The following is a 13,112-nucleotide window of genomic DNA, read 5'->3' on the forward strand; positions in this document are numbered from 1 at the left end:
CACTGCAGCCGTACCAGCAGTGCCAGCCGGTATCGCAGCGCCTGCCCTGGCCGGCATCGCAGCGCCCGCCTGGGCCTGTGGCGCCATGATGGCTGACGGCGGAGACTGCAGGTTCAACAAGTGCATGGCATCGTGCGCAGTGATCCATGCATCGTCCACGATCCGTTCGAACAGTTTCAATGGGAGGCCGGCATCTGGGTAGGTATGGCTTAGCTTGGTATGCACCTCGTGCAACGCCAATCCAAAATCCGAAAGCCGCTCCATGATTTTTTCTACAACCGCGCAATCATGAGCGTTGAGTGCTTTGCCATCATCCATTATGCCCTTCGCCAAAGAGAGGGCGCGAAGAGCTTCTTGAACGGCGCTTGCCATCAGCTGCACCACTCCATTTCGACCGACGAGGAGTTCCTTCAAATCTGGCTCGAACCTGCTCGCCCGCAGTTCAATCTTGGCCCGCGCAAGACCGATCCGCTCACGGACCAGCCAGATCCTGACACTCAGTACCGAGCCGGCACGCAGCCGCAGTGCGCACCGCTCGGCTTCCCGCATCACGGGCGTTCCACTGGATAGGCTAGCGGTGGCAGCGCAGGCGGATCGCTGCCGTTCGGAGCGCCATGCCTTTTTTTCCCACCACTTAATTGCCGCCGTATGGTGGTTCTCCACATTTAAAATCAACAGCTCCTGCCGGTCCGCCTGGGAGTAGGAGTAGAGTTTATCGACCATACCTGCCGCTTTCTTGGTCTTTTTGTCCAATTTCGTGATCGTCGACAGGCCAAGTTTGTCTACTTCATTCGCGGCGTCGCACACGATCTGGCAACATCTACGCACCTTGTCGTCTGGCATAATTGTCTGCGCCTCAGCCGCAGGCAGGCTAGCGCGGTACTCCAGAATTGCTGAGGCTGCATCGACGACCCGACTGATCAGCTCCACCGCCTCCTCGGGGACGTCGGTTTTCCTGGCCGCAGCCTCGCAATCAGTCAGTTGTTGAACAAGACTGTTCATTCTGAGCTGTGTCGGACTGATATCTTCATTTGACGATGAGCTGGTGCCTTCCACCTGCGCGGTTGATAGTTGGCTACCGACCGGCGCCATGGCTTCGCCCTCAGACATGGAGGGAGAACCGCGCCGCCTTGCGGCTGCGCCACGTGGCGCTACGGTTCCGCGTGGTGGCGCAGCGGCTCCACGTGGCGGTGCGTTCAGGATTTGATCTTCGCCAATCGAGGCGCCTGGCAGACTTTCGCGGGCATCGCCTGGACCGCGCGCAACTGGAAGGGAGGAGGGCCTCCTATCGGCGTCCCCAGAGCGCATCTGCTCCACAACGGAATCGAATGACTGTCCACCTTCTCCCGCAGCAAGACTTGATTGCGAAAGGGAACTGCTCGCCCGCCCCGCGCGGCTGGCTCCAGTTTCAGCCTGCGATTTCCGTGGTCGGCCAATGCCCTTCATATTGCGTCTCCGTAGTAGGCGAGAATGTGCTGCTATTGTGCTGGCGGCTGACGAGACCAGCGGCATCTTTCGGTTAACGTCACGGTCAGCCAGACCCGCGACGGCGTAATGTTCCCGCCAAAGTGCTTCTCAGTAGCAGGCCAAGATTGGCCCGAGCTCACAGGACTTTCGCAACGTTGCCATCGATGTCCTGAGATTATCAGCGCTTCAGTCCGCCGATTTCCAGGAACAGCGAATGAAATCAGACCAACTCGGCTAGCTCCCCTTCCTAGACACGTGCCTGACGATTTTATTGAGGCGTCACTCCTCTCGTTCGCCACCGACAAAGTCACACATTTGCTTCAGAGATGCGTGTGCGTTGCGTATCGCGCGGGAAACCATTTCGATCTATAGTTACAAAAAGTGTCGAGACGGGACCTTTGGATCCGAAGGTCAGGCACGGCCGGCCTAGATAGACCGCTTGGCTGACGATTAGCTGACGATGGGAGTTCTCACGAACAGGGCAAGAAAATCCGACCGCTTCAAGCTTTCGATATGGTGAGAAGAGGATCCGCACCGGCCTCCCAAAGCCGGCAGACCATCCCATGTTCGTACGGTCGCCGACCTTCTCGAAGCCAATGAGCTCACCGCGCCGGGCCGTGATGTGCAGGCGAGAGAATGGTGATGCAAAGACCGAGTTCCTGCTCGTTGCGTGCGCCCGTGGAGCCAGCAAGAATACGGTCATTGCGGTCATGCAGCACGTGGACCGTGTCTCCTGTTCGACACCACAGCATCGAGGATGCAAACGAGCTGCTGCGGCTGCCATTCGGTCGCGGCATGCGTGGACGGCGGGATTGGCCGAACAGCCGAGATCGTGGTCGACTGTTCGATGCGAGAGCAACATCCTGCAGAGCATACGTTTTTGCGCTGGCCGGTTTTTGTCAAAAGCCGTCAGGTTCTCGAAAGCTCCCGCCCTTAGCTTGATCGAGGTTAACCTTTAACACGTCGCCGCCAATGGCAAATGCCGGAGTACCTGATGATAGCAGCAATTGGGAGTGGAGTTGGCAACCTCGGGACTTCCTTGATCCGAAAGGGCCATGGGGATTCGAAATCCGAGCATTCTGGTGATGGCAAGCCGGCTGGTGGCAATGATGGCAAGCCAGCTGGTGGGAATGATGGCAAGCCAGCTGGTGGGAATGATGGCAAGCCAGCTGGCGGGAACGATCGGGCGGATAACCGGACCGTTTCAAATGATCAACTTCAAGACAACTCACAGTCTGCAGCACAAAGTGAAGCCTTCCAAAGTATCCTGCGATCGTTCGCGTTCCAATTCGCGAACGATGCGATGGCTGAGGCCGATGAAGCTTTGGATGACACAGAAGATGCCTGACGCGGGAAAATCCGGCGTGAGGTCATACAGGCCGTTATTGACGGCACAACTCCAACAGAAAAAGGAATGATCATGGCTGCAGTTGATAATAATAAAAAATCAGGCAATACCAACACCAATAGCACTGGCAACACCGATAAAACTAACAGTAGCACTCCCGCCAATACAAGCGGAGCTGATGCTACTGCTTTTCAGGCGCAAGTGCAAGAACTAACCAATGTTAGCTTGGAGGCGACGAAAAGGAGTGTCCAGTTGCGCACTCTAACGACCAATCTCCAGACCATCAAGAAGGCCGCCGACGAACGCGTTTCGTAATGTCGGAAGCGGCTTTTAGACTGCCCCTAGCGCGTCTCCTTATTGACGCGACGTAGTCCCGAAATGAGCCGCATGGCAATTGCCGTGCGGCTTCTATCCTGTTTGAGAGATGCTCTGTGGATGACGCCGTTTCCCTCCGTTTCGAAGTGCTTTCGGGGCTCTATTGCGGACTGACCGGCAAGACGGATCTTCAAACGTGTTTAATCGGCAGCGGCTTCGATGCCGATTTGGTCTTTGTCGAGCAAGGACTGGCACCGCATCATCTTCGTGTAACTCTTCTTGGCAAGTCGATCGAACTCGAGGCGCTTGCACCCGGACTCAGTATCGAGGGCAACCGGAATATCGCCGCCGGCCAGTCCGTTGTTGTGCCCCTTCCTGCCGTCCTGCTCGTAGGCGAGATGTCCATTGCTTGGTCCGTGCAGGATGCAGAGCCGCCTGGTTCGACCGGCATACCGCGCCTACCGATCGGTGTGCTCGCCATGGTCATAATCAGCTCACTCGGGATCGGCGCGCTTTCGGGCATGTTCTCCTATCTTGGCAATGCAAGTGGATCGAGCCCCAATTCACTTCGGGCTGAAGTCGCGTCCAGAACGATCAGTCACCGCGCTGACAATGAACTTACGGGGGCAGCGGCCAAAGAGCTGCAGGAGGAAGTCGATCGAGCGGGTCTTCTCGACGTCAAGATTGGCTCCGCAAAGGGTGTTGTGACCGCCGAGGGCACCGTCACGTCTGAATCGGTCATCAGCTGGCAGAAGCTTCAGCAATCGTTCGATCGTCGCACCAAGGGTACTCTAACACTGGTGAACGGAGTGCTCATCAAAGAGGAGAAGGCGCCATCCGCAATCGCGGTCGAAGCTGTGTGGCATGGGGCCCAACCGTATCTTGTCATCGACAGCGAGAAGTATTTTGTCGGGGCCATTTTGGCTGATGGATGGGTAGTCGATCGTATTGAGGACAGCCGTGTGCTGCTGAGCAGGAATGGCCGCATTGCTGCTCTCCCATATTGAAAGCTCGCAGGCCCCATCAAGCAGCACTCTATGGCCAGCCAAACATCCTGTCGCGCTCGGTGCTGACAAGCTGGCTGCGTTGGAAACATTTGCTGCCCAGCCATTTCGCGCCTGCTTGTGGCTCTCATGCAGGGTCACGCGCTGGCCAAGGCTGAGGCGCCTTCGGAGTTCGAAAGCCACGTTTCATGGCGTAACAGCAGAGTAAGTCTCAACCGATTGCAAAGGTGTCTCGATGGCCAACGTCCTGCGTGACTTCATCAAGCGTGCGCCGGCCAGCCCGGATTTAATGGTTGCGTTGATGCTGCTTCTGGCTGTCGCGATGATGGTCATGCCTATCCCGGTCGTGGTGGTCGACGCCCTGATAGGATTCAATATGGGGTTGGCCATACTGCTGATGATGGTTGCCCTGTATGTCAGTACTCCACTTGATTTTTCCTCTTTGCCCGGCGTTATTTTGATTTCCACTGTATTCCGTCTCGCGCTCACGGTCGCAACGACGCGACTGATCCTGGCCGAGGGGGAGGCCGGCAGCATTATTCATACTTTTGGCGATTTCGTCATTTCAGGCAATATCGTGGTGGGTTTCGTCATATTTCTGGTCGTCACCATGGTGCAATTCATGGTCCTCGCGAAGGGTGCCGAACGGGTGGCAGAAGTGGCGGCGCGTTTCACGCTGGATGCTCTGCCGGGCAAGCAAATGGCGGTCGACGCAGAGCTACGCAACGGCCACATCGATGCCAACGAATCCCGCCGGCGGCGCGCCGAATTGGAGAAGGAAAGCCAACTCTATGGCGCGATGGACGGCGCGATGAAATTTGTGAAGGGCGATTCCATCGCCGGGCTGGTGGTTATCTGCATCAACATGCTGGGTGGAATTTCGATCGGCCTGCTCTCCAAGGGCATGTCCTTCGGCGAGGTACTGCATCACTACACTCTGCTGACGATAGGCGATGCATTGATATCGCAGATTCCGGCCCTTCTGCTCTCCATTACTGCGGCGACCATCGTCACCCGTGTGACTGGGACGGCGAGGATCAACCTCGGTACAGAAATGGTCAGTCAGCTCACGGCCAGCACTCGAGCCTTGCGACTGGCGGCCGGCGTCCTGGTTGTAATGGGGTTCGTTCCTGGGTTTCCCCTCCCCGTCTTTCTGATGCTGGCCGCAGTGTTCGCTGCGGTAAGCATTGTCAAGGCTGATGTGCTGGGCGCCGGCACTGCCGATGCGAAAGGTGGAACTGCAGCGGAGCCTAAGCAAGCCGCGCCTGCGAAGGAATTCCCGATCGCATTTTTTCTAGCGCCAGATCTTATGCAGGCGGTCGATCAAGCCGAATTGCAAAAACATATTGGGCGCGTTTCGCTCCTGGTCACAGCCGATCTGGGCATTATCGTTCCTCGCATCCCTGTCTTGGTTGACGAGCAGCTGCCTGAATCGCAATTCCGAATTGATGTCGAGGGCGTGCCAGTCGAACAGGACGCCTTAGATCCAAACCAGATGGCGCTCCGAGCCGATGTAGCGCACGTCGACTCGAGCGGTGTCCCCCTTAGACGTGAGCCGAAAACGGACACACTCCCGGTTGAACATACCCCTGCAAAGGCCCTTACGGGCGCCGGCACGGAGCATAGGGCTCCCGGCGAACTCCTCGCCTTGCGCGTCCATGCAGCGTTGACCCGCTACGCACCGCGATTGGTGGGCATCCAAGAGACCCGACATTTCCTGGGCCGAATGGAGCAGGAATATTCTGAGCTTGTGAAAGAGGTGCTACGCACGACGCCGATTCCTCGGATTGCCGATGTTCTGCGCCGCCTCCTGGAGGAAGGTATCCCAATCCGCCACACCCGTCTCGTGTTGGAGGCATTGGCCGAATGGAGCGAGCGTGAGCAGAACGTTGCCCTGCTGACGGAATATGTCCGTTCTGGTTTGAAGCGACAGATCTGCCACCGCCATGCCAACACGGAGGGCATCGTGTCCGCCCTGGTCGTCGAGCGCGAGAGCGAGGATGTGATGCGTGGCGCGGTTCGAGATTCGGATGCAGGCCCCTATCTCGCACTGGAGGATCGGCAAAGCGAAGCGATGCTATCACAGATACGTCAGGTCCTTTCGAACGCAGAACCGGGTCAAACCCGCCCTATTCTGTTGACGTCGATGGATGTCCGACGTTTCGTCCGCGGCTTTCTGACGCGAAACGGGGTTGATCTCGCCGTGCTGTCTTATCAAGACCTCGCCTCCGACTTTACAATTCGCCCCGCAGGATCCGTCACACTCCCGCACGGATCGAACAGCGGATTGTTAGAGTAGTCCCACCTTTCCTAACTGAACGCCACGCGCCTCCCCGATAACTGAGAGATAACATGAATAGTAATACAGTTTCTCCATCGCCTATGTTTCTGCGCCGGAACTCACTTCTTTTTGCCGTACTCGCCATTCTGCCTTTGGGCGGTTGCGCCAGCTGGCAAAAGCCGGCTCTTTCCGTGCAGGAGACATCTTCCCCCGAGTTGCTCAGCGCCGATCAAATCGATCCGGCTATGCGCGAACGCATTTTGCGCGAAGTTGGTCAGGATGTTCAAGAGCGGGCTTTGCGGGATGAGGTGAAGCAGCACCCGGACAATGTTGATGCGGCGATACGACTTACAAATGCCTTGGTGGGCCAGAAGCGCCCGCACGAAGCGGTTGAGGTGCTCGACAGCGTCTTGGTTGCAGCCCCAGGAAACGTACGTGCATTGAATGCGAAGGGCGTGATTTTGGACATTGAGGGGCGGCATGACGCGGCACAGGCCCTGTATCGGCGAGCTCTCGAAAACGAGCCAGGCAATCAGATGGTGCAGCATAACTTCAATCTGTCGCTTGCCTTTAACGGCAAGTCCAAACAACCAAGGTTAGCACGATCGCAATAGGTGGGCACAGTGCATGCGCAGCCTGTTCCCCGGCTCGAACACGCGCTCGGCTCCCATCATAGATGGCCCCCTGAAGAGAGCCATATCTATGCAAAACAGTTGCTCCAGATCTGGCCGGCAGAGATCGGCAGGAGAGCCGGATGACATCACGCGGCCACCCGCAAGGCCACCCGCCTCGCTTCGTTGCCAGAGCGCCCTCTCCCTCGCCGGTCACCGTCTCGCAATGCGGCGACCTGGCTTAAGGCGGTCGACCGAGCGCCCGATGCAGTAGCCATGAATACGTAACGCAGCGATGGACCCGCCGGATCGTGTCGCGCTTGTGCTGGCCGTCCCTGCCATTACAGCACGGTGATTGTAGCTGGATCCTATTCTAGAGGCATCGATGGTGTGGATGCCTTCGATCCAAACAATCGATTTGTTGAATTCGTCCGCCTGAGGAAATTAGCTGCGGCGATCCGACTTCCGACGCCTGCAGGCGCAAAACCAACAGCGTGAGCGCTGCGGGTCCGGAGGCAGGCTGCAAAGTGCAATCACCAGCGCTGATAAGCGGCAAGTGAAGAATGTATCGCTCGGGCGACTCCTGTGTTGTGCACGGTTGCCCCGCGAGGTGAACTGTAGCAGCTTGGCAGCTCAGCGTTCACGAAAGGAGAAAAGATTTGGGGCCAAGCAAAGACCGGCTTTTTTGATTGTCTTGCTGTATCGCTATGGTGGGGCGGGCGCGACCGCTCCCATAATTCAATACGCTGCCTTTAGCGATGGACGATGACGGGATGCGTCGCCGAGACTTCAATGGTGGAGGAGCAGCGCACCCGTCGATCCATTTGCTTTCAGCGGCAACCGCCACTATGAAGCGACACTTCGCCCAACTGTGTTTCAAGCTGCCCGGAGAAGTTTATGACAGAAGAACCCCACAAGACCGACATCCTCATCGAGCTCACTGCCGATGTTGTATCAGCCTACGTCTCCAACAACCCCGTCCCGGCGGGGGAGCTTCCTGCCCTGATCGCCCAAGTGCACGGGGCTCTAAACGGCACGGCTGGACTCATACCGGCAGAAGAGCCTGTGCCTGTAAAAAAACCTGCTGTCCCGATCAAAAAGTCGATCGAACCGGACTACATCATTAGCCTTGAAGACGGCAAGAAATTCAAATCGCTAAAGCGCCATCTGGCGACGCACTATGGTCTGACCCCAGACGAATATCGCGCCAAATGGGGTCTGCCGTCGGATTATCCCATGGTGGCGCCGAATTACGCCGCTGCGCGCTCCGCCTTGGCCAAGACCATGGGACTCGGCCGCAAACCGAAAGAGCCGGAAGCCCCAGCCACGGCGCCGGCGAAACGGACCCGCAAGAAGGTCGCAGCCTAAATCCGTATCAACAGTCGTTCGGACGCGCAGCAGCCGTTGGCCCAATCTGCGCGGAATCAAAGGGCGGGGATGAGCCCCGCCTTTCCCGTCCAAGAGCCTCATTTCCAGAGTAATTCATGATGGCTCCAGCAATCCCTGCCGCGGCATTAACTTGCATGCTCCGGCCCGGGTTTCGAGCCGTCAATGCGTTCCGGCGATGACGAACCTTGCCAAGGCTTTCCCGGACCGTTAGCCAGCCTTGCTGAGGCTGCCTGCAGAGGACTTTCCCGTGCGGCGATCCTGTTCCACCTCGTAGTTGATCTTCTGGCCCTCATTAAGGGTCGACAGGCCCGCTCGTTCAACAGCGGAAATGTGGACAAAGACATCCTGACCGCCGTTGTCAGGCTGAATAAAACCAAAACCCTTCGTGCTGTTGAACCACTTCACCGTTCCAGTCGCCATATCCATTCCTTTGTAATAAGTCGCAACTTAGGCAGGCCATTCACGCCAGCCTGATTTGTACACGAGACTTTAGGCGCATCAAAATCGGAAAATTGCAAGGCCCACTCGATCGCCTGATCTCCAGCAGCAACTGCAACATATGCGAGGCGCGTGCCAGACGAGGCGTATGCCAGACGTTTCGTCGTGCGCTGTCGCTCGAACGTTGACAGAAACAATGACACACCTTGCAAACTCGGCACATCTTGTGGACGTGCTCGGGTCGCTTCTCGACTGCGATACCCGCTCCTGACCGGGTATCGTCGGCCAAAATGAGGGTTTTTGTCATGTGCCGCCAGACCGAAAGATCAGGCGCGCAGCGACCTGCACATTCAAACCGGAACCCGCGAACCTCGATTAGCTTCTGCCTGCTCCGAAGGGCGGTAGCCTGCTCTGAGGCGGGCCACTGTCGGGTTGAAAACCAACTGTCGGGTTCGGAACCCCAGATTGTCGGCAAGGTACGCGCCGCCCACTGGTTGGCCAAAGGGCACTGGCTCCTGATCCTGCCGCCATGCTCGCCCGATCTCAACCCGATCAAGACAGGTCTGCTCAAAACTCAAGGCGCGGCTGCGGAAGAAGGCGGCCAAAACTTTCGACGCTCTCTGCGGAACTCTCGGCGATATCTGCCAGCTGCTGGAGCCAAATCAAAAACCATTAATTGCGACAGGTGATTTTATGACATTCATTGCGAAGAGGCCAGAATGAACAGCGGAAGAGAGTAGCAGCTCTCTGGTCGCGGCGAGGTGGATCGTCGACACGATCGGCACCTGGCCCGTGCGGGGATCGCACCGCAGCCAGCACCAGAGCCAGACCTTGACCGCTTGCCTTGCTCAGGCGCCACAACAACGAGTGGCTGGAAGCAGATCCACGTGAACTCAGCGATATCGATCAGACGATGCTTACCCTCATGAAAGCCGATCCCGACGCTGTCCAGCGCCGCGAAATCCTGACCAGCATATGGCGCATCGGATGCCACCGCCTGCACACTCACCATCGACATGCCGGAACTCGGAACCAAAGGCCGCAAGCCTCGCCGGCCTCGGCAAAATGGAGCGGCCGCGCCTGGGCGGCCGGGCCAATGTTCGCCAGGCCCTCTACATGCCCGGCCCTTCGCCCTGCGCTTCAACCCCGACCTCAAGGCAAAATACCAGGCGCTAAAGGCGGCAGGCAAACCCGCAAAGGTCATCATCTTGTTGCGAAAGCTCCTCATCCTAGCAAACGCTCTCCTCAAGGCGCAGCGAAAATGGCCCCTAAAACCCTTGACCGAAACGGATACCTTAGCCTTTCAGGTGAGGCGGGCCGAGATAGACCAACCGCGGGTTTAACTTCGCGAGTTTAAGCTGATTATGCCGATGCAACTCTAGCGCCTGCGCGACCGTTTTAGCTTCCATCAACAAGGCGGCAGGGTGGGAGGAAGTACCCTCCCCTGCCGCGAACAAGCTTTGGACAAAGCCCCACCTTGTCCGTAATGTGATCGGGAGGCCGGGGCGCGGCGGTGCTCAGCGGATGTGACGCGCGAGATCTGCGACCCTACCCATCAGCACTTCCATCGGTCCTCGCTGGAAGACGCGCAGCCAAAGCACCGCAAAAGTGCTGATAACCACAACGAAGCCAAAGAGCGTGGACAGGCTCTCGTCTTTGAAAATGTTTATCTTCATAAGATAGGCTATTCCCGCAATGTGCAGCACATAGGCCGTCAAAGACATCGAGCCGACTGCGATTATTGGCCAGACCAGCTTTCGCAGACGCGGGAGCGCATCCACAGCGAGCATGCAAGCCGCCAAGATGATCATTGCGCAACCGGTGCTGCCCACGATCGAAAGCGTCGTTTCGCTATGAGGTGCGGCTATCCATGACGACTTGACTATAAATGACGACTTGGAAGGCTCAAAAGCGCCGTCAACGTCAGACCACCACAAGGAGGTTTCAGTCAAAGCGCGGGAACTCAGCGCGAGCAAGGATCCCCCATGGCCCAACACGGCCAGCGCGACCCCCGCCAGACCAAGGCGCCAATGCGCTGCTAGCGTATTAAGATTAAGGCGCGCGATGGCCATGCCAGCGATGAGGAAAGGAACCCAGGTCACCGCGGGATAGTAGCCGTTGACCATGAGGTTGAAGACCGGGTCGAGGAGGTTGGGGGCAACCGACAGAAGGGAGGAACGGACTTGCGGGAGAACTAATGCCGTAGCGGCAGCGATCAAGCCCAGCTGATATGCGCTGAGCCGATGGAGCGGCAATACCAACAAGAAGCAAATTCCGTAGTATTCTAGGATGACTTCGACCTGGGTACCGAGGCAGCCCAGGATTGAGCCAAGCGCGAGCAAAACAAGGGCACGAATTGCGACTCTGGCGATGGCCTGTCTACCGGCTATCCCCGACTTCGGCGCCTTGCGACCTGTAATCAGGAGGATTGAAAAACCGGCCAATACGGCAAACAGGGCCGACGGCCGCCCATGGGTTAGTTCCATCAGAAACCCGACTAGTCCTCCTTCGCCGGGGTCGGGACCGAGATGGGCGGCATACATCCCGAAGACAGCCAGGCCCCGAGCGAGGTCGATGCCGACCAGCCGATCTACTACCGACCCATTCCTAGCGTCGGCAACCGGTGCCTTCATTACCATGGTAGATTCCCTTGCTGGGTGTGTGGATCGCGGGAGCCGCGATAGGAGAGCCGGTCGGCTGCTGCCGTCGCCTCGTGAAAGGGTTCAAAACATCGCGCCATCTGGCGCATCGAGCCGGCGACAGAGCTGTTCAGCCATTAGCCTGGGGTAAGAACAACAGATCGGCTCACAAAGCCTGTGTCACGGACCTGAAAAGTGGTGTCGCGGAACCGTCGTTTTTTGCATGATGGCTAAGCCGAGAGATCCACTGCACCGACGAGAGACTCAGCGACGTTAGATATCCGATCAGTACGCCGCGGCTCCGCCGGTGACGATCACCCCGGGTGTCAAGGCCAGGGCGTAAACCTGCCATAATCTGTGGTAGTGCGCCCGCGACCAATCCGTTCGACAAAGCTCGGCGCATGGTCGAGCCAATCATATTCTTCCATGTGGCTGTTGCCTGAAAAACCGAAGACGCCGTTCGCTGGTCCAGCTGTTCCAGACCTCGGCCTGCGTCGGTCATTAGAACCGGCGCGCCTGTTTCCCAAATCAATTTGCTGATGCAGCCGCCGGGGGTCACATTGAGCAAAAGTGCCGAGGTCAGGACGGGTTTCATAGGGGCTCTTCGTTTGGCTTTGTTAACGACCCCTTTCTTGCAAGTTGTAGCTGACAGCAGCCTGAAAGCTCCCCAAATAATTCGCTGCCGCCGGTTCAGCCTATTGTCAGCTTCGACCAATAAGATGGGAGCCTTGCCCTCATACCGGAGCTCGGCAGCATGATGCGAATACTGCTCACTGAAGACGATAAGGACCTTGGAAGTGCTATGCACGATCATTTGGTGGCTGGTGGCCACGCGGTCGACTGGGCCAAGAACCTGTCCGAAGCGCGCGATTATGCAGCTGTGGTCGGCTACGACCTTATTTTGCTCGACGTTCACCTGCCGGACGGCAATGGGATCGACTATCTGCGGGAGCTGATCAAGGAACTTGAATCGGCACCGGTCATCATTCTGACAGCCTGCGATCGGATTTCGCATCGCATCGAGGGCTTCAACGCTGGAGCCGACGACTATTTGGTCAAGCCGTTCGATCTGGGGGAACTCTCAGCGCGTATCCATGCAGTGGCACGTCGCCATGGGCATTTTCCGGAGCCGCAATTTTCGGTTGGGACGCTTTCCATACAGGCAGCCGAGCGACGCCTCTTCCGCGACGGGCAGGAGGTCTACCTGACTTGACGCGGATGGGCGGTGCTCGACTACCGTCTGCCCCAGCCCTGCACGGTCGTTTCAAAAGGGAAGATCGTGGACGCGCTTTTCGGCAGACGGCGCTGATTCATACTCTAAAAGAAAATTCGGCTTCCAGTTGCCTTGGCCATGACTGCCCTTCCCGAAAGATGGGTGACAGTTCATTCCGGATAGATGGGTTACACTTTCGGCCCTTTGCAAGGAGAGCAAGGTGCCTTGGAAGGAGTGTAACGTCATGGAAGAGCGGCTGAAGTTCGTCGCCCGGCTGCTGGACGGCGAGAAGATGGCGGTGCTTTGCCGGGAGTTCGATATCTCGCGCAAGACCGGCTACAAGATCCTCACGCGCTACAACGACAGCGGCCTGGAGGGGCTGACGGACCGATCGCGGCGGCCCTATC

Annotated in this window: 10 protein-coding genes and 2 pseudogenes; 9 read left to right on the top strand and 3 right to left on the bottom strand. The window is 57.7% G+C overall.

Features of this window, described 5'->3' with window-relative positions; genetic code table 11:
• Positions 1-1,092, bottom strand: a pseudogene (locus EN750_RS03275) (hypothetical protein); the annotation flags it as partial.
• Positions 1,093-2,506: 1,414 nt separating this feature from the next.
• On the opposite strand from EN750_RS03275, the gene EN750_RS03280 reads away from it, so the two are divergent.
• From EN750_RS03280 to EN750_RS03305, 6 genes are all read left to right on the top strand, one after another.
• Positions 2,507-2,815 carry a nodulation protein NopC gene (locus tag EN750_RS03280; protein ID WP_245482593.1) on the top strand — a complete coding sequence of 103 codons (309 nt, stop codon included), beginning with the start codon at positions 2,507-2,509 and terminating at the stop codon, positions 2,813-2,815.
• 72 nt (positions 2,816-2,887) lie between these two features.
• A complete protein-coding gene (locus tag EN750_RS40405; RefSeq protein WP_240992513.1) occupies positions 2,888-3,130 on the top strand; it encodes a nodulation protein NopA in 243 nt (80 codons plus the stop codon).
• Between the two features lie 116 nt (positions 3,131-3,246).
• Positions 3,247-4,137, top strand: a complete 891-nt coding sequence (locus EN750_RS03290; protein ID WP_029354836.1) for an EscD/YscD/HrpQ family type III secretion system periplasmic domain-containing protein — start codon at positions 3,247-3,249, stop codon at positions 4,135-4,137.
• 232 nt (positions 4,138-4,369) lie between these two features.
• Positions 4,370-6,433 carry a type III secretion system export apparatus subunit SctV gene (gene sctV, locus EN750_RS03295; RefSeq protein WP_024505383.1) on the top strand — a complete coding sequence of 688 codons (2,064 nt, stop codon included), beginning with the start codon at positions 4,370-4,372 and terminating at the stop codon, positions 6,431-6,433.
• Between the two features lie 53 nt (positions 6,434-6,486).
• Positions 6,487-7,029, top strand: coding sequence for a tetratricopeptide repeat protein (locus EN750_RS03300; protein WP_081714429.1), 543 nt, complete (start codon positions 6,487-6,489; stop codon positions 7,027-7,029).
• 894 nt (positions 7,030-7,923) lie between these two features.
• Positions 7,924-8,394, top strand: a complete 471-nt coding sequence (locus EN750_RS03305; protein ID WP_024505385.1) for a MucR family transcriptional regulator — start codon at positions 7,924-7,926, stop codon at positions 8,392-8,394.
• A 228-nt stretch (positions 8,395-8,622) separates the two neighbouring features.
• Here EN750_RS03305 and EN750_RS03310 read toward each other — a convergent pair whose 3' ends face one another.
• On the bottom strand, positions 8,623-8,835 hold the full coding sequence (locus EN750_RS03310) for a cold-shock protein (RefSeq protein ID WP_008874821.1): 213 nt from the start codon (positions 8,833-8,835) through the stop codon (positions 8,623-8,625).
• Between the two features lie 524 nt (positions 8,836-9,359).
• Between EN750_RS03310 and EN750_RS40410 the strand changes: the two are divergent.
• Positions 9,360-9,576, top strand: a pseudogene (locus EN750_RS40410) (transposase); the annotation flags it as partial.
• Between the two features lie 794 nt (positions 9,577-10,370).
• Here EN750_RS40410 and EN750_RS03315 read toward each other — a convergent pair.
• A complete protein-coding gene (locus EN750_RS03315; RefSeq protein WP_024505387.1) occupies positions 10,371-11,492 on the bottom strand; it encodes a DUF418 domain-containing protein in 1,122 nt (373 codons plus the stop codon).
• Between the two features lie 754 nt (positions 11,493-12,246).
• Here EN750_RS03315 and EN750_RS03320 point away from each other — a divergent pair.
• Both EN750_RS03320 and EN750_RS03325 read left to right on the top strand, forming a co-directional pair.
• A complete protein-coding gene (locus tag EN750_RS03320) occupies positions 12,247-12,705 on the top strand; it encodes a response regulator transcription factor (protein ID WP_224570033.1) in 459 nt (152 codons plus the stop codon).
• Positions 12,706-12,949: 244 nt separating this feature from the next.
• Positions 12,950-13,112, top strand: a 163-nt coding sequence (locus EN750_RS03325) for a helix-turn-helix domain-containing protein (RefSeq protein ID WP_145967379.1), incomplete at its 3' end; no start/stop codon positions are given.

This window comes from Mesorhizobium sp. M7A.F.Ca.ET.027.03.2.1, assembly GCF_003999175.1.
Lineage (GTDB): Bacteria > Pseudomonadota > Alphaproteobacteria > Rhizobiales > Rhizobiaceae > Mesorhizobium.